The following is a 24236-nucleotide window of genomic DNA, read 5'->3' as shown; positions in this document are numbered from 1 at the left end:
TAAACAAAATGAAAAATAAGAATTTTATATATAAAGGACTTGCTGTAGCTTTTCTGACAGGTCTGAGTTTTACCAATATGGGATGTAGTGATTCCTATCTGGATGATGTACAGAATTCAGGATCTTTTAATACTGATTTATATTTTCAGAACGAACAGCAATCTTTTAGTGCATTGGTTTCTGTATATGATCTTTTAAGAAAATATTCAGGTGGGTTCGAGAATAGCGTTACTTTCTTTAATGCAGGATCTGATGATTTTTATTCAGGAGGAGGAAACTCAAATGACGGAGCAGGTATCCAAGGGCTGAATAATTATATGATTAACCCCAATACAATGCCGGCAAGCTACTGGAGAGACTATTATCAGGGGATTGCACGGGCTAACTTATTAATAGAAAGAGTTCCCGGAGCTAATATGAGTGATGATCTTAAGAAAAGATATATCGCAGAAGCAAAGGTTCTTCGTTCCTTGTATTATTTTGAGCTGTTAAGAATGTTTAGAAATATTCCTTTAATTCTTAAGTCTGTAAAATTTGATGATGATTATTGGAATATTCCGCAGGCTAATCCTAGTGATGTTTATACTCAGATAGAAAGTGATATCAATGCTGCCATTCCGGATCTGATGATGGTGTCAAGCGGGAATGATAAAGGAAGAATTACACAGGGAACTGCAAGAGCCATTTTAGGTAAAATTTATCTTTATGATAAAAAAATGCCCCAAGCAGCAGCTCAGTTTGCTGAGGTGAACGGTACTCCCGGAGGAACCAGCCAATATGGATATAAACTGGTAGCCAATTATGCAGACTTATTTAAAGTAGGACCTGAATTATCAGATCCTTACAAGTTCTCAACAGAATCTATTCTGGAAGTAATGCATACCAATAAAGGAAATTCCGATTGGGGATTCTGGGGACAGGGCAAAGATGAAGGAAACTCTATCAACGTAATGGTAGGACCTCGTTCCTATTCACTAAAAGACATCCCGAATAATGATGCTCCGGATATCTATTCAGGCTGGGCATTTAATACTGTAACAGAGAATTTTGTTACTTTCATGCAGGGAGATCCAAGGCTGGATGTTACTGTTTTCAATGCAAAAAAACTGGTAACAGATGGTAAAATCTCTTACAGTCCTGCTTTTGCGGATACAGGGTATTTCTTAAATAAATACTTACCTACAAATGCTTTAAAAAGTTCACTTCCAGGTCCGGCAGAGCTTAATTTCCGGCAGAATTATATTGCAATAAGATTAGCAGATACTTATCTGATGGAAGCTGAAGCCTTAGGAGGAGCAGGAGCAAGAGCCCAGGCTTTATTAGATGCAGTAAGAGCGAGAGTAGGCTTAGCATCAGTTCCTGTTTCTTTACAAGCCATAAAAGATGAGAGAAGAAGAGAACTTGCAGGAGAAGGGCATAGATGGTTTGACCTGGTAAGATGGGGAGACGCTCCTTCTAAGCTGGCCTTTAAAGGATTTAAAGCCAATAAAAATGAAATTCTTCCAATTCCGTTCAATGAATTGCCGAATACAGTTTTAAAACAAAATCCTGGTTACTAAAATATGAAGTTTCACAACTTATATAGTTTCTTTAGAGGTGCCGCACTGCTTAGTGGTGTGGCACTTTTTCCTTTATCATGTACATCATTGACATCACATAAAGGAAATGAAGTGCAGTACTGGCTTACAAAAGGAAATGAAAGTGTAAAATTGCAGCAGCAGCCCTCTGTTAAATTTGTAAATAACACCAACAGCTTTCAGAATATTGAAATTGATGACACTCAAAAGTTTCAATATATTGATGGTTTTGGATATACATTAACAGGAGGAAGTGTTGAGGTCATCAACCGGTTGTCGCCTTCCAAAAGAAAAGCACTGCTTAACGAACTTTTTGGAAATGATAAAAATTCAATCTCCATCAGCTATTTAAGACTAAGTATTGGGGCTTCTGATCTTGATGGAGAAGTGTTTTCTTATGATGATCTTCCTGAAGGACAGACCGATGCTTCTCTTTCAAAATTCAGTCTGGCAAAAGATAAAGCTTTGATTGCTATGTTGAAAGAAATTTTAGGAATCAATCCGAAACTTAAAATCATTGCTGCTCCGTGGTCTCCTCCGGTTTGGATGAAGGACAATGGAAAGTCAAAAGGAGGAAGTTTAAAACCCGAATTCTATGGTACATATGCTCAATACTTTGTAAAATACATCCAGGGAATGAAGAAAGAGGGAATTACCATTGATGCTGTAACTCCTCAGAATGAACCTTTACATCCTGGAAATAATCCTAGTTTATATATGCCATCTGAGCAACAGGGGAATTTTATCAAAAATCATCTTGGGCCGGTTTTTAAAACGAATGGAATTTCCACCAAAATTGTTGTCTATGATCACAATTGCAACAAACCTGAATATGCAATTGATATTTTAAAAGATTCTGAAGCCAACCAATATATTGATGGATCTGCTTTTCATTTGTATGAAGGAGATATCTCGGCATTAAACACTGTGCATGATGCTTTTCCTGATAAAAATTTATACTTTACTGAACAATGGACAGGTTCAAAAGGAACTTTTACTGAAGACCTCAACTGGCATACGAAGAATGTAATTATTGGTTCTATGAGAAACTGGAGCAAGATAGCTTTAGAATGGAATCTTGCCAACGATCCGGAATTTGCCCCGCATACAGAGGGCGGATGTACGGAATGTAAAGGTGCTATCACAGTTTATGATCGTGAAAACTTCACCAGAAATGTTTCCTATTATATTATTGCCCATGCTTCAAAATTTATTCCGGCAGGATCTCAGCGTATTGCTTCCTCCCAAACCGATAACCTTTCCACGGCGGCTTTTAAGACTCAATTTGGGAAAATAGTATTAATTGTTCAGAACGATAATAAAGAAGATGAAAATTTTAATATTAAATTTGCCGGGAAAACCGCTGCTGTAACAATTTCAGGGCGTTCTACCGCAACCTACATTTTTTAATTTGATACCATGAAAAGAGTATATTTCTTACTGGCATTTTCCGTATTGGGACTGAATGCTTACGGACAAAAAACAATCGATCAGAAAGTAGCAGAGCTCCTGTCTAAAATGACCATGGAAGAAAAGGTAGGACAGATGGTACAATATAGTGGGTTTGAATATGCCACAGGACCTCAGCATTCTAATTCCGCTGCGGTGCTGGACGAAATTAAAAAAGGAAAGGTAGGCTCAATGCTGAATGTTGCGGGATCAGAAGAAACCAGAGCATTTCAGAAGCTGGCCATGCAGTCAAGACTGAAAATTCCTTTATTGTTCGCGCAGGATGTTATCCATGGATACCGCACCACATTTCCTGTAAATTTGGGGCAGGCAGCGAGCTGGGATCTTGGAATGATTGAGAAATCAGAAAGAATCGCTGCAACGGAAGCTGCTGCGTATGGCATTCACTGGACGTTTGCTCCCATGGTGGATATTGCCAGAGATCCGAGATGGGGAAGAGTGATGGAAGGTTCAGGCGAGGATACTTACCTTGGAACAAAAATAGGTTTAGCCAGAATCAAAGGATTTCAGGGCAGAGGTTTGGGAAGTTTGGATGCAGTGATGGCCTGTGCGAAACATTTCGCAGCCTACGGAGCGGCCGTAGGCGGAAGAGATTACAATTCTGTAGATATGAGTCTCAGACAATTGAATGAAACTTATCTTCCGCCATTCAAAGCCGCTGCGGAGGCAGGAGTAGCCACTTTTATGAACTCCTTCAATGATATTAACGGAATTCCTGCAACAGCCAATCAATATATTCAGAGAAACCTTTTAAAAGGAAAATGGAATTATAAAGGCTTTGTCGTATCAGACTGGGGAAGCATCGGAGAAATGGTTCCTCATGGTTATGCTAAAGATGGTGCCGAAGCCGCTGAAAAAGCAATACAAGGCGGAAGCGATATGGATATGGAAAGCCGTGTGTATATGGCAGAACTTCCCAAATTGGTTAAAGAAGGAAAAATAGATCCTAAACTGGTAGATGACGCAACGGGAAGAATTTTAACCAAGAAATTCGAAATGGGTCTTTTCGATGATCCTTACAGGTTCAGTAACGAGAAAAGACAGAAAGAACAGACCGATAATCAGGAAAACAGAAAATTCGGAAGAGAATTCGGTTCAAAAAGTATCGTTCTTCTTAAAAACCAGGGAAATATTCTTCCGCTTTCAAAAACTACAAAAACCGTTGCGCTGATTGGCCCTTTCGGGAAAGAAACGGTAGCGAACCACGGATTTTGGTCTGTTGCTTTCAAAGATGACAACCAAAGAATTGTTTCACAATTTGACGGAATTAAAAAACAGCTGGATAAAAACTCCACTTTATTATATGCAAAAGGCTGCAATGTGGACGATCAGGATAAAAGCCAGTTTGCAGAAGCGATAGAAACGGCGAAAAAAGCAGATGTTGTCATCATGACGCTGGGTGAAGGTCATGCAATGAGCGGGGAAGCAAAAAGCAGAAGTAGCATTGGCTTTACAGGTGTTCAGGAAGATTTATTGAAAGAAATTGCCAAAACAGGTAAACCTGTCATTCTGATGATCAATGCCGGAAGACCTCTGATTTTCAACTGGGCATCCGACAATATTCCTGCCATTATGTACACATGGTGGCTGGGAACAGAAGCAGGAAACTCTATTGCAGATGTTGTATTTGGTTCTGTGAATCCCGGAGGTAAGCTTCCAATGAGCTTTCCGAGAACAGAAGGTCAGATTCCTGTATACTACAATCATTATAACACCGGAAGACCGGCAAAAAATAATACAGACAGAAACTATGTTTCAGCCTATATAGATCTGGATAATGACCCGAAATATCCGTTTGGATATGGTTTAAGCTATACAGATTTTAAATATGCTGATATGGCTTTAAGTTCCACAACTCTTACAGGAAATCAAACATTGAACATCAGCGTTAATGTTTCCAATACAGGAAAATATGACGGGGAAGAAGTGGTACAGCTTTATATCAGGGATCTTTTCGGAAAAGTAGTAAGACCTGTAAAAGAACTGAAAGGATTTCAGAAAGTATTCATCAAAAAAGGAGAAAGCAAAAAAGTAGATTTTAAATTGACACCGGAAGATCTGAAATTCTTTGATGATGATCTGAATTTTGATTGGGAAGGTGGAGAATTCGACATTATGATTGGAACTGACTCTCAACATGTGCAGACCAAAAGAATTAACTGGACGAAATAAATTGATTGGAATTGAATTCAATAGGAGCGGACTTTAGTCCGCTTAATAAAGAAGTCAGAAAAACTGGCTTTAGCCAAAACTTAATATACATGAAAATCAAATTCAGAAATATAATAAGTATCTGTGCAAGAGGAATATTCTTTCTTTCGGCTCTCAATTGTGCATCACATAAGCCGGATACTGGCAGAACCCTGATCTGGAATGATGAATTTAATGGCAAAGGACTTCCGGATTCTTTAAAATGGAATTATGATACCGGAGGAAACGGTTTTGGGAATGAAGAAGCTCAGTTTTATACCAGAAACAGGCTTGAAAATGCCAGAATGGAAAATGGAAATCTTGTTATTGAGGCCAGAAAAGAAAATTGGGAAAACAGTAAGTATACTTCTGCAAGACTTTTAACCAAGGGAAAATTTGCCTTTCAATATGGGACAGTAGAAGTCAGAGCAAAACTTCCCAAAGGCCGCGGAACATGGCCTGCCATCTGGATGATGAGCGAAAATATGAAGAAATGGCCGGATGACGGTGAACTGGATATCATGGAACACGTTGGGTTTAATCAGGGATTTATCCATGCTTCTGTGCATACCAAAAAGTACAACCATATCCAGGGAACACAGAAAACAGATACATTGTTTGTAAAAGATGCCAGTGAAAAGTTCCATGTCTATAAAGCAGACTGGACTCCCGAAAAGATTGATGTTTACATTGATGATAAGAAATTTTTCACCTATGAAAATAAAGAGAAAAGTAATGAAGCATGGCCTTTTGACAGACCTTACTATATCATTTTAAATCTCGCTGTAGGTGGAATGTGGGGAGGACAAAAAGGAATCGATGATTCTATTTTTCCACAGAAGTATTATATAGACTATGTAAGAGTCTACCAGAATAAATAATGAAAATGAGGACCAGACGGGTCCGGAAACAGAAAAAATCATGAGAAAACTAATTGTAAGTTGTTTTGTAATAGGTGTTGTCATCAATGTCAATGCTCAGCATTACTGGAAGAAGAATGCAGGAAAAACAGCTAAAGTAATCCTTACCAACTCAAAAGCAAATGAGAAGATGGTGGATAAAGGAGCTGTTACATTTGAAAAATTCGGGCAGCCTAAAGAAACTGAAGCCTGTATTTTTGTGGCTCCTAATTTTAAATATCAGAAACTGATAGGAATTGGTGGTGCTATTACAGATGCTTCAGCAGAGACTTTCTATAAGATGCCAAAGAATAAGCAAAAGGAAATTCTGGATGCCTATTTTGGGAAAAACGGATTGGGATATACCGTAGTTCGTACCAATATGAACTCCTGTGATTTTTCCAGCGATTCTTATACGTATGTAGAGGATAATGATGCTTCACTGAAGACTTTTAATGTAGCTCACGATGAGAAATATAAAATTCCAATGATTAAAGAAGCTCAGCAAGCTATTGGAAATAATTTTACGTTTTATTTCTCACCATGGAGTCCACCGGCATGGATGAAATCAAATCAAAGCTTATACAAAGGCGGAAGATTGGAAAATCAGTACTATCAGACGTGGGCAGACTATTATATCAAATTCATTAAAGAATACGAAAAAAGAGGAATCAATATCTGGGGATTAACCGTTCAGAATGAGCCGATGGCTACCCAAAGCTGGGAATCATGTATCTATACTGCTGAAGAAGAAGGAGAATTCCTGAAAAAGAATCTTGGCCCAACCCTTTGGAAAAACGGATATAAAGATAAAAAAGTAATGATCTGGGATCATAACAGAGATCTTATCTACCAAAGAGCAACCACCACTTTAAGCGATCCTGAAACAGCAAAATATGCCAGCGGTATCGGCTATCACTGGTATGAAACATGGAATAACAAAACTCAGCTTTTTGATAATTTAGCAGAAACACACAGAGCTTTTCCGGATAAATTTCTGGCATTCACCGAAGGATGTAAAGAACAATTCAGTATGGATAAAATCTATGATGTAAGCCTGGGAGAGCTTTACAGCAAAAATATGCTGAATGATTTCAACAAAGGAAATGCACTATGGACAGACTGGAACATTCTTCTGGATGAAACCGGAGGACCTAATCATAAAGGAAATTTCTGCTTTGCCCCAATTATTGCAGATACCAAAACTGGAGAAGTGTTCTACACGTATGAATACTATTATATAGGCCACGTTTCAAAATATATCAAGCCAAATGCGCAGAGGATCGGAAGTTCTTCGAACAGAGCAGCGCTTACATCTTCTGCATTTATGAATGAAAATGGACAGCTGGTAACCGTTATCATGAACGATTCAGATAATGATATCGCAACCAATCTATGGATTGAAGGAATGGCTGCCAAACTGAATGCCCCGGCACACTCTATACAGACCGTAATTTTATAATATCATATTAACATTATTTTTGACAGAATCGGCGGCCTCTTCGAGGCCGCCGATTCGCATTATTCGCATTTAAAATATCTTTAGAAACAGGTAAAAGTTATTGTACCGAAAATTTTCCGGAAACAGTTCCGTTACTGTTTTGAGCATTATAGAAATAAATTCCGGTTCTCATTCCTGAAGTTGAGATGATTGTTGTACCTGCTTTCGCCTGTTGGGATTTTATCATTAATCCTTCCGCGTTAATGATCGTCAATTCATAGTTATTTCCATTTTCTGGAAGACTGATCGTAATATTTTCACCTTGTTTTACAGGATTGGGATAAGCGGTAGAAGTCATTTCCGGTTTCGCTGACATCTTGGATGCTGTTACCTGTTCAAGCACCCACTGATGATTTACTCCAGCGGTACCGTTTATATCCTGATCCCAGATGTTGATATTAGTACCCGAATTTTGTGAATTGCCGGGATTATCCATGGCTTTCATATTGGATAATGCAGTTCCTATGACAAGCGTATTTGAGGTATAAGGTCTTAATACCCATTGTTGATTGTTGCCGCCGTGTTTAGGATATTGTACCAGCGTAGTGCCGTTAGTTATATTGGATCCCGGAACATTAATAGCTAAACCGGAAGCACGATTGATAATAATATAATTATTTCCGGTTTTTTGAAGTTTCCATTGTTGAGCCATATTGCTGTTAAAAGGGTATTGAACCATTTTAGTATTGGATGCAGTGCTGTAATTGGCAGGACTGATGTATTGGCCGCTTCCCACACATTTTATTCGGTAATAAGCATTTGGATCAATAGTTGGTGCAGTTACAATACTGCTGATCGTTAAATTATTATACCCGAAATTCGAAGTTTGTTTAAAAATATCTTCCAAAACAACACTCACATAGTATTTTCCCGGTTGTGAATTTGCAGGAAGTGGTACCTGAGCACTTCTCTGATCAGGACGAATACCTGTGACCACTGCAACGGGAGTGTAAGAATTTGCCCAGCTTGCTTCAGTATATAATGAAACTTTATAAGTAAGCTGCGGACTTGTAGTTTCTGAGTTAGTCCAATTGACATTCACCGAATTGTTAGAGGTATTGTAAGATGGAGTGACGGTTGTTACAGTCACAGGAGTCGTTGTTGAAGGTTTAGTACCATTCTGAGTAATTCCGTTAAATGTTACCGAACTACCAGCAGGTGCAGGAGCAGTTCCACATGAAGTTACTTTAATTGCTGTGTTGTTGAATGCTGTTGCTGCTCCCCAGGAACCGGTTCCGGCAGAAGCGGTATATCTTGAAGGTTTAGACCAGTTTCCCTGTGCATTCATGCTCCAAAAATTTCTGAAATACCCGCAGCGGGTTGCCTTGCTTGCTGCTGTATTCCAGTTTTCGACAAAACCTCCCAGTTTGGTTCCTGTGAATTTTGCATCGTTTTCAGGAGTGATAATCGTAACATAATGTTTCCATTTTCCGGTGCCGTAATCAAACATAAAGAACCCGATTCTGGTTTTTCCATCACCGGTAGACCATCTTCTGACAACTGTAGCGTACCATATTCCTGGCGTCCATGGCATAGGATTATCCGTATGAAGACCTGTTCCTTCTCCTCCGAAACCATCTACAAAAGTATTCGGAGCAGTATATTCTGTAGTACACTGAGGAACGTTGGCATCCTGCAGATCCCACATAGAAAAAATGTTATTGTAGATTTCGTTTTGTTTGTACTGAATTCCAGCATATCCGCCCCGCGGACCCAAAGAAAAATTCAGCGTAGAGTAGTAGGTATTAACCTTTTTACAACTGTTGTCTGCCATCACTTCAGAATACCAGAGTTCTCCGGAGTTCGTCATATCAAATCCTTCAAGGTAAGGGCCCCAGCTTGGGCAGGTCTGAGCTTGGGAAACATTGAAGAGTGAAGATGCAGCAATAAGTACTATTGCAGTGCAAGCTTTAAATTTTTTTTCCATAAAATAGGTTGTTTTGGTAATACTAATTTATGGATATTTTGAAGTATTTGTAAATAATTTATATTAATCTTCTCAAATATTAATATAAATATTTTTATTTGCCTGTATTATTAATGTGTATTTGTTTATGGTTGTGAAAAATCAATGCATTTACAATGCATTGATTATATTGAATAGGATTACTCCTTTATTGTATTGAAAAAAAAACTGCTAATTATTCAGCATCATATTTGTTTACGGTCGTAAAAAAAGCAATGCATCATAAATGCATTGCTTGTATTGAATAGGATTACTCCTTTATTATATTGAAAAAAAAATCTGCTAATTATTCAGCATCATATTTACTGATTACTCTCTGAGTAACTCCTGAACTGCTGAAACCTCCATCATGGAAAAGGTTCTGCATGGTCACTTTTTTAGTAAGATCAGAGAATAAAGTTACACAGTAGTCTGCACATTCAAGAGCGGTAGCATTTCCTAGCGGAGACATATCTTCTGCATATCCAAGGAATCCTCCGAAACCTTTCACACCACTACCAGCAGTAGTCATTGTTGGAGACTGAGAAACGGTATTTACACGTACTTTTCTTTCTCCCCAATAGTTTCCGAAAGTTCTTGCGATGCTTTCAAGATACGCTTTATTATCAGACATATCATTGTAATCCGGGAATGTTCTCTGAGCTGCAATATAAGTAAGTGCCAAAATGCTTCCCCATTCGTTCATACAGTCTTTCTCCCAGGCTACACGCATTACTTTATGGAAAGAAACAGCGGATATATCCCAGCCTTTTTCCAACCAGTCGTAATTCATTTCTGTATAGTGTTTTCCTTTTCTTACGTTGATAGACATACCGATAGAGTGAAGGATAAAGTCGATTTTTCCAAATTTTGCAACAGCGGCATCAAAAAGTTTTTCAAGATCTTCTATAGAAGTAGCATCAGCACCTATTACTTCAGAACCTGTTTTTTCTGCTAAACCATTAAGTTCTCCCATTCTCAAAGCAATAGGAGCGTTAGATAAAATAAATTCAGCACCTTCCTCATGGCATCTTTCAGCAACTTTCCATGCGATAGATTGTTCATTAAGGGCTCCAAAAATAATTCCCTTTTTGCCTTTAAGTAAACCGTATGACATAATTTTTTAATGTTTATTATACTACAAATGTAACAATAATTGTGCTTATGGCATAATAAAAAATGGAGCCTTATCAATTTAAGACTCCATTTTATTGAAAATATTTATATGACTGAAATACTAATTGGTTTTCTTATTCCATTCTGCCTTTACATCTTCTGCCGCATCTTTGGTTTTTTCCCATGCTTCATCTGCTTTATCTTTGATATCCTCCCAGGCATCGGATACATTAGCTTTTACCCTGTCTAGCCAGTCTTCCTGGCTGGCTTCCTGATCATTGTTCCTCTTCTCATTGATATAATCTTTAGCCTTGTCTGCCAATTCATTGATTTTCCATTGGGCTTTGTCCGTTGCATTCTGTAAAGAATTTTCTACATTGTTTACTGCATTTTCCGCTTTGTTGTATTCTGAATTGTTCATAATAGTATAAATTTTAGTTTGGTATCAATAAATAAACAATAACCATTCCTAAAACTAAACACCTGTGTTAAACTTTTCATAATGTTTTGTTATATTCTTTCAAAATCGGTAGTAACTTTAACCTGTAAAATATGATAATTATGGAAAAAATCCGTTGTGCTTGGTGTGAAAAAGATGACCTCTACAGGAAGTATCATGATGAAGAATGGGGAAAACCAGTTCATGATGATGAAACAATATTTGAATTTCTGATTCTGGAGAGTTTTCAGGCTGGCCTGAGCTGGTATACTATTTTGTCTAAAAGGGAAAATTTCAGAAAAGCTTTTGATCATTTTGATTATAAAAAGGTAGCTGTCTATTCGGATAAAAAGATTGAGGAATTAATGAATGATCCCGGAATTATCAGAAACAGACTTAAAATTCTGTCAGCAGTTACCAATGCTCAAAAATTTATTGAAGTTCAGAAGGAGTTTGGAAGCTTTTCCAATTATATCTGGAATTTTATTGGTGGGAAACCAATTGATAATCACCCTGAAAAGCTGTCCGATATTCCTGCCACAACAGAGATCTCTGATCTTATTTCCGGTGAGCTTAAAAAAAGAGGATTCAAATTCGTAGGATCTACAGTTATTTATGCCCATATGCAGGCTACCGGAATGGTTAATGATCACATAAAAGAATGTTTTACCCGGGGAAAATAGTTGCTTTTTATTCAGAATTTAGTGAAGTTTATTGTTAGTTATATAATTTTAATAATTAGGCGCATTTAAATACCTCGTGGGCTTGCCCCGGGGATTACTTATCTGAATTTTGTTTGAATAAGATATTGTACATGGGTAAATAGACTATTTTTGTGTTATTAAAAAATGAAAATCTTCTCTGAAATATGAAGAAAATACGAATTATAGGGTATGGATGGCTGGGAGAGAGAATAGCATCCTCCTTATCCGGAAAATACGTTTTATCAGCAACAACCACAACAGAAAACAAAGCAGATCAGCTGAATAATAAAGGAATCCATACGGTAATAGCTTCTTTCCCGGATTATCAGCTCACAGAGCCTTATTCTCAATGGTCAGATATTGAAAATATTGATGTTTTGATTATTACAGTCCATATTTCTGAAAAAAGATGCTGTGTAAGCTCTTTGTACAACCGGATTCAGAATTTGTCATCATTTATCGGAGATTTTAAAGGACAGATGTTCCTCATGAGTTCTACGGGTGTTTATCCAGATTTTCCCAAAGAATTTACAGAAGAAGATATTCCTTGGGAGAATGTACCGGGTGAAAGAATGCTGAGAAATAAATATCCGCAGCTTAATATTTTAAGGCTTGGTGGTCTGATGGGAGATAACAGGCTTTTGAAAAACTATAATATTAGTAATCTGGATCATGCGGTAAATCATATTCATTATGCAGATATCAGCGGGATTATTTCTGAAATGATTGAAAAGAAAACTCAATCAAAACTATATAATGTTACAGCTCCCATTCATCCAGCAAAAAGTCAGGTGATTAATGCTCAGAAAAATATAACGGAAGATGAAGAGCTTGAGGTGAAAGGGAAGAAGGTTCTGTCTTCAAAGTTGGTTTCAGAGCTGAACTATGTATTTCAGTATCCGGATCCGAGAACGTTTCATTTGTAATACCTGATTTATTTTGCCTCCAGAATTTCTTTAAACCCCTTTGTCACTCTGCAGGAATCTCTATGTTATTTTTAAAAACCGGTATTTGGAAATCGGAATGGAAAGCTGGATGGATAAGAAACAAAAAACTCCGGAAACAGTTTCCGGAGTTTTTATCTATATAAATAAAATAATTACTTAATAATTCTTTCTAATACCCATTCAATAAGGTTTTTCTCAGAAGCATGGTGGTCTGCGGAGAATTCTCCACGTCTTCTGTTGGCAATAACGTTGTTTACGGTAATGGCTTTGTGTCCTAATAATTTTGAAAGAGCATAGATCGCAGAGGTTTCCATTTCGAAATTGGTAATTCCCAGGTCATTCAATGTTTCCAGGAATTGATCATCTACTGCCTTTAAACGAAGCTGTCTTCCTTGTGGAGCATAGAATCCCGGGAATGTTGCCGTATTTCCGTGGTATTTGGCATCTTTGTAATATTCTCCCATTTCTTCTGCCCAGTCTGAGAAATAAAGCATTGGCTTGATTCTTTCGTAAGGGAATTTTTCCATAAAGCTTTTTGAAAACTCATTTTCGAAGTTGTAATCCTGATAGAAGTGCATCAGTCCGTCCAAACCTACAACATTCTGAGTAACCAGCATATTGTCTACCTGTACATCCGGGTTTACGCTTCCACAAGTTCCCATACGGAAAAGTTCCAGAGCTTTGTGTTCAGTCTTGAATTTTTTGTTTTGAAGGTCAATGTTCACCAAAGCGTCCAGTTCATTCATTACGATATCGATGTTTTCAGTTCCGATACCGGTAGACATTACGGTAATTCTTTTTCCACGAAGCGTTCCTGTATGCGTATAAAATTCTCTTTTATTTTTTTTGATTTCTACGGTATCAAAGTATTTTGAAACTTTTGCCACTCTGTCAGGATCACCTACAAGGATGATTTTGTCAGCAATATCTTCAGGTAAAAGATTCAGATGGTATACACTTCCGTCTTCATTCAGAACAAGTTCTGAGGCAGCAAGTTTGTTTAGCATAATATGTATATTTTTTTGTTTTTGATGTGTTGAATTTAAATTAAAAATATCCTCTCCCAATAATCTCCCGCCATTATTTTTTTCGGTATTTCGAAGAACCGTTTCTTTAGAATAATGAATTTGATTTCGGGGTTTAAAATTAGTAAAAAATATGTTATCAGAAATATAAACATTATTTAATCTGCTATTAAAACTGAGATAACATCAGATCAATACTTTTGCCGCTAAAAATTCATGAGAGCTTATCCACTGCTTGTAATTGTCCTTCTGATAGGATTTGCAGTAATGTCTTTTAATCCTGTTTATAAAGGAAAAGAAAGCGAAAATACATTTATCAATAAAGGGTTGTCTAACTTTAAAACGAAGCTTGAACAGCTGAAATCAGATGTTGATAAGTTCTCTGAAGACCGTATTTCTATAGAAGAACTGCAGAAATCCCTGAGCAGTACAAGAAACTCATTCAAAGAAATAGAATTCTACATTGCTTACCATTATCCGGAATTTACAAAAACCCACCTTAACGCAGCGCCATTGTTCCATATTGAAGCAGCGGGAACATCCGCATATACACTTCCTCCTGAAGGATTGCAGGTGCTTGATGAACTGATATTTTCAGAAGAGGCAGGAAACGAGAAAGAAAAGATCAAAACCATTACCGCCTTTTTATACAACAGTTATTCCAGATTTTATCTAAGTGCTTTAAAAAATGGATTGAGCAAAGGAAACAACAAAACATTGCCTTTACGTGTAGAGCTGATCAGGATCTACTCGCTTGGAGTCTCAGGCTTTGATACACCGGGTTCTCTTAATATTTCTGAGGAGACAAGCCATGCTCTTTCGGGAATGCAGAAGTATATTAATGATGATCTTTATTTTAAAAATTATAATACTCAGAAAGCCAATCAAACTTTAACAGAAGCAATTAACTACCTTTCAAAAAATACCGATTTTGAAACCTTTGACAGGATTGAGTTTTATAAAAAATATATACAACCTTTATATGAAGAGTTGGGGAAATGGGACGGAAGACCGGACGATCTTAAAGAATTTTCAGGCTGGAATGCGGGCAGCAAAAACTTTTTCAGCAGCAACTTTTTAGATCCTTATTTTTATACTTTACTGAAGTCCCCGGAAGATAACCCGGAACTCCGTAAACTAGGAAAATCTATTTTCTATGATCAGAACTTAAGCGGTAATGGGAAAATGAGCTGTGCAACCTGCCACCTTCAGGAAAATGCTTTTATAGATCTTAAAGCAAAATCACAAAGCAATGTAGAAGGGAAGACGGTTCTGAGGAATTCTCCCTCTCTGTATAATGCTGTTTTTGCCAAAAGATTTTTCTATGATCTTCGTGCCTTTTACCTTGAGCAGCAGGCAGAACATGTCATCTATAATGAGCAGGAATTCAATACAAGCTATGAAAGCATTATTCAGAAATTAAAAACAAAACCAGAATATAGAAAAGCATTCCGAAATGCCTTCAAAGATGGCAGAATAAGCAAAGAAAACTTTTCAAAAGCTTTAAGTTCTTACGTGGCTTCACTCTATTCATTTGACAGCGATTTTGACCGTTTTATGAGGAATGAAAAAAATGTTTCCGATGATGTGAAAAAAGGATTCAACCTGTTTATGGGAAAGGCCAATTGTGCAACCTGTCATTTTGCACCCACTTTTTCCGGATTGGTACCTCCGTTTTTTAATGAAAATGAATCCGAAGTACTGGGAATAACTACCAGACCCATCAAACAGCTTCCTGTGGAACTTGACAAAGATTTGGGAAGAGGAAACAGCCCGGTAAAAAAAGAAAAATCATGGATTTATGATTACTCTTTCAAAACAGTAACCGTTAGAAATATTGCGCTTACAAAACCTTATTTCCATAACGGAGCTTTCAACACCCTGGAAGATGTTCTCGACTTTTATAATGAAGGCGGCGGAGAAGGATTAGGATTAAAAATTAAAAACCAGACGCTGGCACCGGATAAATTAAACCTCAACGAAAAAGAAAAGAAGCAGATTATCGCCTTTCTGAATGCTCTTACGGATGTGAGTAAAGCGAAGTAGGTGGAGTTTGAGGGTTTGAGGGTTTGAGAGTGAGAAGATGGAGATTCGGGGTTTCGGGTTTCTGAAGACCGGGATTCGGTAGGAATGATATGGTTTTAATAAAAAATAGGCTAAATTTTGAAACTTATATAGATGTGATCTATGAAGGTTTCAAAATTTAGCCTAAAGCTTTACAGATTGGCTCAACCTGTCTTTTTATTTGTTTTGGATCAGCTTTTCCAGCTTATCAATCATTTCCTGCTGTTGTTTTAGCATACGCTCATAAAGTTCAACCATTTTGTCAAGGGGATTGAATGTGGGTTGGTTATTAAAAAAGGCTGGTTGTTGACAATTATCAAAAGAGGCTGTATTAGAAATAATGTTTATCGCTTGTTCTTCATCAAAATTCTCAATCGCTTCTGCCGGAACCTTCAAAATCTGAGCTACCTGCATCAAAACATCAGACTCTACAATTTCTTTTTGTTCCAAAAGAGAGACTTTCTTCTGATTCCAGTCGTCACCTAATTCAAAAGCTAAAGCTTCCTGTTTGATACCAAGCATTTCACGGAAACGTTTAATATTTCTGCCCTGATGTATTTTTTTGTTTTGCATAGCTGTGTCAATCATAATAACAAATATAAAGTTTTAAGAGATAAGAATAAAACTCGTTTTTAAAATAAATTATCTTCTAAAATACTCATGTTTCGAATAAAAATTTCTCTTTTCTGGCAGATTTATCGTGTTAAATAGATCTTGTTTGGTAACAATTAGTAAATAAAATAATTGCATTTCGCTCCCAACCCGAGATCCCGCACCTCGTATCCCGGATTACTTAACACAAAATTAATCCCATTAACATTAGGTTTTTGATAAGTTAATATTGGGTGATTTAGATTTAAAATCCTATTAACAGAGGAAAAGTTCTAAAAAAATAGTTTTGCAAAGTCTAATAAATAAAATAAAAAATGAAGAAAAAATTACTCACAGTGGGAGCGTTGGCCATACTGGCCGGTTCTGGTATTCAGGCGCAGACTCTGATATTCAATAAGAATGCGTCATGGAAGTATAAAGATAACAACCAGGCTCAGCCGGCAGGATGGAATGCTGCAACATATGATATTTCAACCTGGACAACCGGAAACGGTCCCTTAGGATATGGAGATCCGGTAACGACTACCATCAATTCCGGGCTTACTACAGCTTATTTCGCCAAAGATTTTACAGTAGATCTTTCAACACTTTCCGATACTATGGAACTTGGAGTAATGAGAGATGACGGTATTATTGTATATCTTAACGGAGAAGAAGTTGTAAGAGATAATATGCCTGCAGGTGCTGTTACATTTAATACTTTCTCCAGTACTACTATAGATGGAGCAGCAGAGAGTGTTTATAATATTTTCTCCATTCCAAAATCAAAATTTGTAAACGGTGTCAACAGATTTTCTATTGAATTACACAACAGAAGTACAACCAGCTCAGATTTAAGAATTGATGCTTATCTGAAAACAACCACCAATACAACTACACCTGTAGCTTGTAACGGAACACATATCAGCTGCTTTACTTCAATTGTTCCTACAGCACAAACCAATAAATTAATTATCCCTGCGGAGCATAAATATCAGCTTATTTTAAAAGAAGGAGACAGCTATACTGAAGGAGGAGGAATGGTAGGAGGTCAGAATGACTTTACCGGCTACGTTCCAAAAACAGGAAGCAGTACCAACGGATATCTTTCGGTAAACCATGAAACGAATCCTGGAGGAGTTACCATGGCCGAAATTAATTATAATGCAACTTCAAAGCTTTGGCAGCTGACAAAATCAAGAGCCGTAAGTTTTTCAGATCCAAGTTTGGTACAAACCATCAGAAACTGCTCAGGAGGAATTACGCCATGGGGAACTGTGGTGACAGCTGAAGAATCTGTTACATCTAATGATGTGAATAATGACGGGTACAAAGACTACGGATGGTTAGTGGAAATTGATCCTGCAACAGCACAGGTTATTTCTAAAAATACTGATGGTTCCAAAGGAAAACTTTGGCAGATGGGAATCATGAACCACGAAAATGTAGTAATTAATAATGCAGGAACTATAGCTTACTATGGAGAAGACGGCGGAACTCACATGGTATACAAATATGTAATGGATACTCCCAATGATCTTTCTTCCGGAAATCTTTATGTTTTAAAATTAGATCAGGGATTAACTGCAGCGGGAGATCCGGCAGGAACTACGGCAACATGGGTTCAGGTTCCAAACAAAATGAAAGCAGACCAGAACAATACCGCATCACTTGCACAATCTTTGGGTACAAAATTCAATGGAGTAGAAGACGTGGACATCAGTCCGTTAGACGGAAAGATCTATTTTACAGCCAAAGGATTAGACAGGGTATATCGTCTGCAGGATAACGGAACTACAGCGTCTCAGGTAGAAACATTTGTAGGAGGAGGTTCTTCTGTATATTCTTTCAATACAGCTCAGGGAACGAAGTCTGAAGCCTGGGGAGACGGAAATGACAACCTTACTTTCGATGAACTTGGAAACCTTTGGGTGCTTCAGGATGGAGGTAAAAACTATATCTGGGTCATTGCTCCTGATCATACGCAGGCCAACCCTAAAGTAAGATTATTTGCTTCTATGCCGGCAGGTGCAGAACCTACAGGACTTACATTTACACCAGATCACAAATTTGGTTTCTTCTCTATTCAGCATCCGGATTCAACGATCTCTACCGATGTGGATGCTACAGGGAATACGATTGATTACAGAGGGAAATCGGCAACAATTGTAATTGCCCTTAAAAATAACCTTGGAACTGAAGGAACTTTAGGAACTGTTGATAGCAAAATTGAAGAAAATACAGTAACGGTAGCACCAAACCCAACCTCAGGAATCGTGAAAATCAATTCTGTAAAAGGATTGAAAGATATTTCTGTAACAGCTTACAGCATGGATGGGAAAATCGTTTACACCAAGAAGTTCAACGGAACCAACAAAGCATTGGACCTTGATTTCACACAACAGTTGGAAGGATCGCGAGTTTTGGTTTTAAATATTGAAGCAGAAGGAGGATTCCAGAAAACAGTTAAACTTGTAAAGAAATAAATTATTTATAATTCTTGTCTGTCGGCAGCTTGGGTTGCCGGCAGACCTTTTTATGTTTATGAAAAAGCTTTTCTTATTGATTTCCATGATCTCCCTTTCACAGGTTAAAGCACAGATTGATCCGGTGAAGTATCCTACGTTTACCAATATTGAAGATGCTTTAAATAGTGAAAAAACAGTCTATAGTATGAGTTTCAGAGAAAAAGGTCTTTTTAACCTTCCTCCTCAGATTGTAAAACTGGATTCATTATTCTTTTTGAATATTATGGCGAATAAGCTTGAGAAAATGGATCACGAACTCTTTGCCCTAAAAGAACTGGAAATATTAAATGTGAATGAAAACAGCATTAAATATATTCCGGATGAGGTAGGCAATCTGAAGAAACTGACTACCTTTTCAATGAATCTGAACAGTCTGACAGGCATTAATCCCAATCTTGCAAAACTTCAGAAATTAAGAGCAGTACATTTTGATGCCAATAATCTAAATACCTTTCCGGAAGCCCTTATGGAAATTCCCGCACTGGAAGAAATCAATCTTCAGGGAAACCAGATCAGCTTTATTGCAGACAAACTTGATCAGATCAAAAACCTGAAATTTTTGAACCTTTCAGATAATCAGATCAATGATCTTGGAAACCTGTCTTTTCCTGAAAATTTAAAATATCTTGAACTGCAGCAGAACGCTATCATAAAACTCCCTGAGAATCTTTTCAAAGCAAAGAATCTTGAATTTCTGAATGTAAGCGGAAATCATATCACAGAAATTTCACCCAAAGTAAAAGGGCTGAAAAATATCGTCAGCATGAATCTGGCCAATAATAATCTGAAAGATATTCCTGTAGAAATCAAACAACTTAAAAAGCTGAAAACATTGATTCTCACAGGAAACCCTATAGAAAAATCTACCATTGAGAATTTAAAAACCTTACTGCCGGAAACCCAGATCTATTTCTAGAACTATCCGCCAACACGTTTGGTTTTATATCCCATTTCTTTAAGGATATTCATTATTTTATCACGGTTATCTCCCTGAATGATAATCGTTCCATCCTTCTCAGAGCCGCCTATACCCAAGGTGGTTTTTATTTTCTTTGAGATTTTTTTCAGGTCTTCCTCGCTGCCTTCCCAGCCTTCAACAATCGTTACAGGCTTACCATTTCTCCCTTTTTTCTCAAACTTGCATACCAAAGGCTCTTTCTGCTTGAATTGTTCTTCAGGCATCTCAAAATCCTGCTCTTCATGATCAGGAAAAAGATTCTTCAATTGATCTCGTAAATCCATAAAGCAAAATTAAAAAGATTTACTGATTAATAGACTGAAATGAGTAACGAAATTTCAGTTTTTCAATACTGTTAAGATTTTAAACCTTGAGAGAGCTAATTGTATGGAAACAACAAATCAATTAAAAATCAGACATAAGTTTTTATATTTTTGATCGTTAGATACAATATATTTAAAAACTAGTATGAAAGCCAGATACATTTTTGCATTTCTTCCTTTAACTTTTGGAATTGCCAAAGCCCAGACAGGATTTTCTACCGATCCATTGAATGCCGTATTTGAAACAAGAGATACCGACTGCTTCTGGAAAGCATTTGACAAGATGGAAACCTCTAAAGAAAACCCGTTTGCAGATTATGTCAAAAACGGATCCCAGGGAGTAAAAGGATTTACGAAATTCAGAATCATCAATGCCGATTCGTTATATTCAAAAGTAAAAAAGAGAAGGGAAGACTATTTGAAAAGCCGCAATGTGCTGGCTGGGATAAAGCAAAAGGAAAAAAAGATAAGAGCGATCTACAGTGCCCTGAAATACTGGTATCCGGAGGCAAAATTCCCACCGATATATTTTGTTTACGGAAGATTCAATTCAGGCGGAACAACCTCTGACGATGGAATTATCATCGGAACTGAAATGCTCAAAAATCTTGACGGCGTTACCGGACTTATTGCCCATGAGCTGATTCATTTCGAACAGAACGCAGAAGGAAAGAATACCTTACTGAAGCAATGTTTGGTAGAAGGCGGAGCAGATTTTATAGGGGAGTTTATCTCCGGAGAACATATCAATCCCGTACCGTTCCAATACGGGGAAACGCATTCTGATCAGTTGTTTAAAGAATTTGTATCCATTCTGAAACAGGAAGAGCAGAAAGACTGGTTGTACGGAGTGAGCAAAAAAGATGATCGCCCCAATGACCTGGGATACTGGATAGGTTACAGAATAACCGAATCTTATTTCAATAAACGGGCAGACAAGCATAAGGCAATTCATGATATCCTGAATATTAAAAATCCATTGCTGTTTCTGAAAGAAAGCGGCTTTCTGGATAGCTATATAAAAGAATATACAAAGAAAAACAATATGAAATTCGATGACTTTTTTAAAGAATAACCAATAGAAGATAAAATTCCAATCTGCGTCATCATTAAAATCTGCTAATAGAAAAAAAAATAGAGCTTGTAGATCCTCTTGAAGACGCAGATTTTTTATGCCTTTTCATAAAGAAACCGGGGGCAAATAAAATTCAGGAGTCCAAATTCTTCTATTCATAGGAAATTAGGTAAATTTGTCTAACAAAAGTTTTACAAAATGTCGAAAAAAGCAATACTTGCCATTCTTGACGGATGGGGATTGGGAACAAACCCTAACGTTTCTGCAATAGATAAAGCAAACACACCATTCATAGACAGCTGTTACCAAAAATTTCCACACACTACGCTTGAAGCAAGTGGATTGGCTGTTGGGCTGCCTGCAGGGCAAATGGGAAATTCCGAAGTAGGACACATGAACCTGGGAGCCGGAAGAGTAGTATACCAAAATCTGGTAAAGCTGAATATGGCCGTTGAAAATGGAACACTGGGGCAGGAAAAAGTGATCCAGGATGCTTTTGAATATGCTAAAAGGGAAAATAAAAAAGTACACTTTATCGGGTTGGTTTCCAATGGAGGAGTACATTCACATATCAATCACTTAAAAGGATTACTGACCGCTGCAAAAGAGTTCGGACTAAATGAAAATGTTTTTGTTCATGCATTTACCGATGGCAGAGACTGTGATCCGCACTCTGGACTAGGGTTTATCGATGAGCTTCAGAAGCACATGGAAGCTACTACAGGAAAACTGGCAACAGTGGTTGGGAGATACTATGCCATGGATAGAGATAAGAGATGGGAACGTGTAAAACTGGCTTATGATGCCCTTGTAGAAGGAGTAGGCGAGTCGTCAACAGATGCGTTGGCTTCTATTAAAACTTCTTATGATAACAACGTTACCGATGAATTCCTGAAACCCATCATTTTAATGAATACTGAGGCTACAGGAAATGTAGTGCCAGTGGCAAAAATCATTGATAATGACGTAGTGATCTGCTTTAACTTCCGTACAGACAGAGGTAGAGAGATTACAGAAGTTCTTTCTCAGAAAGATTTCCCGGAATATGATATGAAAAAGCTGAATCTTTATTATATCACATTAACGAATTATGATAAAACATTCCAGAATGTACAGGTAGTTTTTGATGAAAATGTACTGACGGAAACCATGGGCGAAATTCTTGAAAAAAATGGAAAAACCCAGATCAGAATCGCAGAAACAGAGAAATATCCACATGTTACTTTCTTCTTCTCAGGAGGAAGAGAACAGGAGTTTGAAGGAGAAAAAAGACTTCTTTGTCCAAGCCCGAAAGATGTTCCCACTTACGACCTGAAACCGGAAATGTCAGCATATGACATTACCAATGCTATCGTACCTGAACTGGAGCAGGGAACCGCTGATTTTGTTTGTTTAAATTTCGCCAATACAGACATGGTAGGGCACACAGGCGTTTTTGAAGCTGCTGTAAAAGCGGCCGAGGTTGTGGATCAGTGTATTGAAAAAGTGGCTGCAGCTGCCTATGAAAATGGCTACGCTGTTTTCATTCTTGCCGACCACGGAAATTCTGATGTTATGATCAACGCAGACGGAACTCCTAATACCCAGCACTCCACAAACCTGGTTCCTTTTATCGTGATGGATAAAGAGCATACATGGAATCTCAAGCCGGGAAAACTTGGCGATGTAGCGCCTACAATTCTTAAAGTAATGGGTGTTGAAATACCAGATGCAATGACAGGAGAAGTTTTGGTTAATTAAAATTCAATAATATTATTAAAAAAATGCCGTTATGCTTTAGTAACGGCATTTTTTTATGATTTATGTCAGAAAATGTATGACTTGCATAATTTATTATGCGTTAAATAATAAATAAATCATATCTTTGTTAATTAAAACTGAATAGTAAAATGTATCAAAAGCTTGTTAGGAAAGAAGTAATGGGATTATTGGAAAAGGAAGTAGGTTCTTTTCTTGATAAATTTTTAACGCCAATTGAAAAAATCTGGCAGCCTTCCGATTATTTACCAGATCCTTCAAGTGAAGAATTTAAACATGACTTAGAAGAAATTCAGACTTTTGCCCGCGAAATGCCCTACGATCTTTTTGTAACATTGATTGGTGACTGTATCACAGAAGAAGCTCTTCCTTCTTATGAGTCTTGGTTGATGGGTGTTGACGGAATCAATCAGGAAGAAAAATTAGGCTGGGCGAACTGGGTAAGAGCATGGACAGCAGAGGAAAACAGACACGGAGATTTATTAAACAAATATCTTTATCTGTGCGGAAGAGTAAACATGAGAGAAGTGGAAATCACAACTCAATATCTTATCAATGACGGATTCGATTTGGGAACAAGTATGGACCCCTACAGAAATTTCATTTACACAAGCTTTCAGGAAACAGCTACCAATATCTCTCACAGAAGAGTAGGAACATTGGCAAAACAATCCGGAAACGGGAAATTAGCAAAAATGTGTGGTGTTATTGCTGCAGACGAGGCAAGACACGCTAAAGCATACAAACATTTCGTAGCAAAAATTTTGGAAGTAGACCCCTCAGAAATGATACTTGCATTTGAAGATATGATGCGTAAGAAAATTGTAATGCCTGCTCACTTAATGAGACAGTCCGGACAAAAAGCTGGTGAACTTTGGGGACATTTCTCAGATGCTGCACAAAGATGTATGGTCTACACAGGTCAGGATTATATCAATATTATGAAAGACCTTCTAGATGAATGGAAAATTGAGCACGTAAAAGGACTTACAGAAAAAGCAGAAAAAGCTCAGGAATACCTGATGAAGCTTCCTGCTAGGCTACAGAAGATCACAGACAGAGTTTCCACTCCGGATCTTCAGTTCCAGTTTAGCTGGGTAAAAAGCTAATAAGATCTGTATTATTA

General features: G+C 37.5%; 19 protein-coding genes. 13 read left to right on the top strand and 6 right to left on the bottom strand.

What is annotated here, in order from left to right; translation table 11 throughout:
• Positions 1–8: 8 nt before the first annotated feature.
• The 5 genes from EK417_RS05690 (at position 9) to EK417_RS05670 (ending at position 7598) form a co-directional block, all read left to right on the top strand.
• Positions 9–1559: a RagB/SusD family nutrient uptake outer membrane protein gene (locus EK417_RS05690; protein ID WP_076594542.1), complete on the top strand. Its 1551-nt coding sequence runs from the start codon at positions 9–11 to the stop codon at positions 1557–1559.
• Between the two features lie 3 nt (positions 1560–1562).
• The gene (locus EK417_RS05685; RefSeq protein WP_136521578.1) at positions 1563–2987 is read left to right on the top strand and encodes a glycoside hydrolase family 30 protein; all 1425 of its coding nucleotides are present in this window, start codon (positions 1563–1565) and stop codon (positions 2985–2987) included.
• Positions 2988–2996: 9 nt separating this feature from the next.
• Positions 2997–5219, top strand: a complete 2223-nt coding sequence (bglX, locus tag EK417_RS05680) for a beta-glucosidase BglX (RefSeq protein WP_136521577.1) — start codon at positions 2997–2999, stop codon at positions 5217–5219.
• A gap of 89 nt (positions 5220–5308) precedes the next feature.
• On the top strand, positions 5309–6118 hold the full coding sequence (locus EK417_RS05675; RefSeq protein ID WP_136521576.1) for a glycoside hydrolase family 16 protein: 810 nt from the start codon (positions 5309–5311) through the stop codon (positions 6116–6118).
• 40 nt (positions 6119–6158) lie between these two features.
• Positions 6159–7598 (top strand): glycoside hydrolase family 30 protein, encoded by a 1440-nt coding sequence (locus EK417_RS05670; RefSeq protein ID WP_136521575.1) that lies wholly within the window; start codon positions 6159–6161, stop codon positions 7596–7598.
• Positions 7599–7695: 97 nt separating this feature from the next.
• On the opposite strand, the gene EK417_RS05665 is transcribed toward EK417_RS05670, so the two are convergent.
• The 3 genes from EK417_RS05665 to EK417_RS05655 all read right to left on the bottom strand — a co-directional run bounded on the left by EK417_RS05665 (position 7696) and on the right by EK417_RS05655 (position 11119).
• Positions 7696–9564 carry a DUF3472 domain-containing protein gene (locus EK417_RS05665; protein WP_136521574.1) on the bottom strand — a complete coding sequence of 623 codons (1869 nt, stop codon included), beginning with the start codon at positions 9562–9564 and terminating at the stop codon, positions 7696–7698.
• 325 nt (positions 9565–9889) lie between these two features.
• The gene (locus EK417_RS05660; RefSeq protein ID WP_062670284.1) at positions 9890–10699 is read right to left on the bottom strand and encodes an enoyl-ACP reductase FabI; all 810 of its coding nucleotides are present in this window, start codon (positions 10697–10699) and stop codon (positions 9890–9892) included.
• 120 nt (positions 10700–10819) lie between these two features.
• A complete protein-coding gene (locus EK417_RS05655) occupies positions 10820–11119 on the bottom strand; it encodes a DUF883 domain-containing protein (protein ID WP_076594495.1) in 300 nt (99 codons plus the stop codon).
• A gap of 140 nt (positions 11120–11259) precedes the next feature.
• Here EK417_RS05655 and EK417_RS05650 point away from each other — a divergent pair, with 140 nt between their 5' ends.
• Positions 11260–11820 (top strand): DNA-3-methyladenine glycosylase I, encoded by a 561-nt coding sequence (locus tag EK417_RS05650; RefSeq protein ID WP_076594496.1) that lies wholly within the window; start codon positions 11260–11262, stop codon positions 11818–11820.
• Between the two features lie 185 nt (positions 11821–12005).
• A complete protein-coding gene (locus EK417_RS05645) occupies positions 12006–12767 on the top strand; it encodes a Rossmann-fold NAD(P)-binding domain-containing protein (protein ID WP_136521573.1) in 762 nt (253 codons plus the stop codon).
• A gap of 173 nt (positions 12768–12940) precedes the next feature.
• Here EK417_RS05645 and EK417_RS05640 read toward each other — a convergent pair whose 3' ends face one another.
• Complete coding sequence (locus tag EK417_RS05640) at positions 12941–13795, bottom strand: nucleoside phosphorylase (RefSeq protein WP_136521572.1); 855 nt, start codon at positions 13793–13795, stop codon at positions 12941–12943.
• 234 nt (positions 13796–14029) lie between these two features.
• On the opposite strand from EK417_RS05640, the gene EK417_RS05635 reads away from it, so the two are divergent.
• Positions 14030–15859 (top strand): cytochrome-c peroxidase, encoded by a 1830-nt coding sequence (locus EK417_RS05635; RefSeq protein ID WP_136521571.1) that lies wholly within the window; start codon positions 14030–14032, stop codon positions 15857–15859.
• Between the two features lie 195 nt (positions 15860–16054).
• Here the strand turns inward: EK417_RS05635 and EK417_RS05630 are convergent, their stop codons facing one another.
• The gene (locus EK417_RS05630) at positions 16055–16450 is read right to left on the bottom strand and encodes a helix-turn-helix transcriptional regulator (protein ID WP_438830158.1); all 396 of its coding nucleotides are present in this window, start codon (positions 16448–16450) and stop codon (positions 16055–16057) included.
• A gap of 353 nt (positions 16451–16803) precedes the next feature.
• On the opposite strand from EK417_RS05630, the gene EK417_RS05625 reads away from it, so the two are divergent.
• Together EK417_RS05625 and EK417_RS05620 are read left to right on the top strand one after the other, a co-directional pair.
• Positions 16804–18954, top strand: coding sequence for an alkaline phosphatase PhoX (locus EK417_RS05625; RefSeq protein WP_110366005.1), 2151 nt, complete (start codon positions 16804–16806; stop codon positions 18952–18954).
• A gap of 58 nt (positions 18955–19012) precedes the next feature.
• Positions 19013–19912, top strand: coding sequence for a leucine-rich repeat domain-containing protein (locus tag EK417_RS05620; RefSeq protein WP_136521569.1), 900 nt, complete (start codon positions 19013–19015; stop codon positions 19910–19912).
• Between the two features lie 2 nt (positions 19913–19914).
• Here the strand turns inward: EK417_RS05620 and EK417_RS05615 are convergent, their stop codons facing one another.
• Positions 19915–20238: a translation initiation factor gene (locus EK417_RS05615; RefSeq protein WP_034696743.1), complete on the bottom strand. Its 324-nt coding sequence runs from the start codon at positions 20236–20238 to the stop codon at positions 19915–19917.
• Positions 20239–20422: 184 nt separating this feature from the next.
• Between EK417_RS05615 and EK417_RS05610 the strand changes: the two genes are divergently transcribed.
• From EK417_RS05610 to EK417_RS05600, 3 genes are all read left to right on the top strand, one after another.
• Positions 20423–21352, top strand: a complete 930-nt coding sequence (locus tag EK417_RS05610) for a DUF2268 domain-containing putative Zn-dependent protease (protein WP_110366007.1) — start codon at positions 20423–20425, stop codon at positions 21350–21352.
• 198 nt (positions 21353–21550) lie between these two features.
• Positions 21551–23092: a 2,3-bisphosphoglycerate-independent phosphoglycerate mutase gene (gene gpmI, locus EK417_RS05605; protein ID WP_136521568.1), complete on the top strand. Its 1542-nt coding sequence runs from the start codon at positions 21551–21553 to the stop codon at positions 23090–23092.
• 149 nt (positions 23093–23241) lie between these two features.
• Positions 23242–24219: an acyl-ACP desaturase gene (locus EK417_RS05600; RefSeq protein ID WP_047431293.1), complete on the top strand. Its 978-nt coding sequence runs from the start codon at positions 23242–23244 to the stop codon at positions 24217–24219.
• Positions 24220–24236: the final 17 nt, after the last annotated feature.

Origin of the sequence: Chryseobacterium candidae (assembly GCF_004916905.1) — a bacterium.
Classification (GTDB): domain Bacteria; phylum Bacteroidota; class Bacteroidia; order Flavobacteriales; family Weeksellaceae; genus Chryseobacterium; species Chryseobacterium candidae.
Note: the sequence above shows the minus strand (reverse complement) of the source record. Positions and strands in the feature narration are given on the sequence as shown.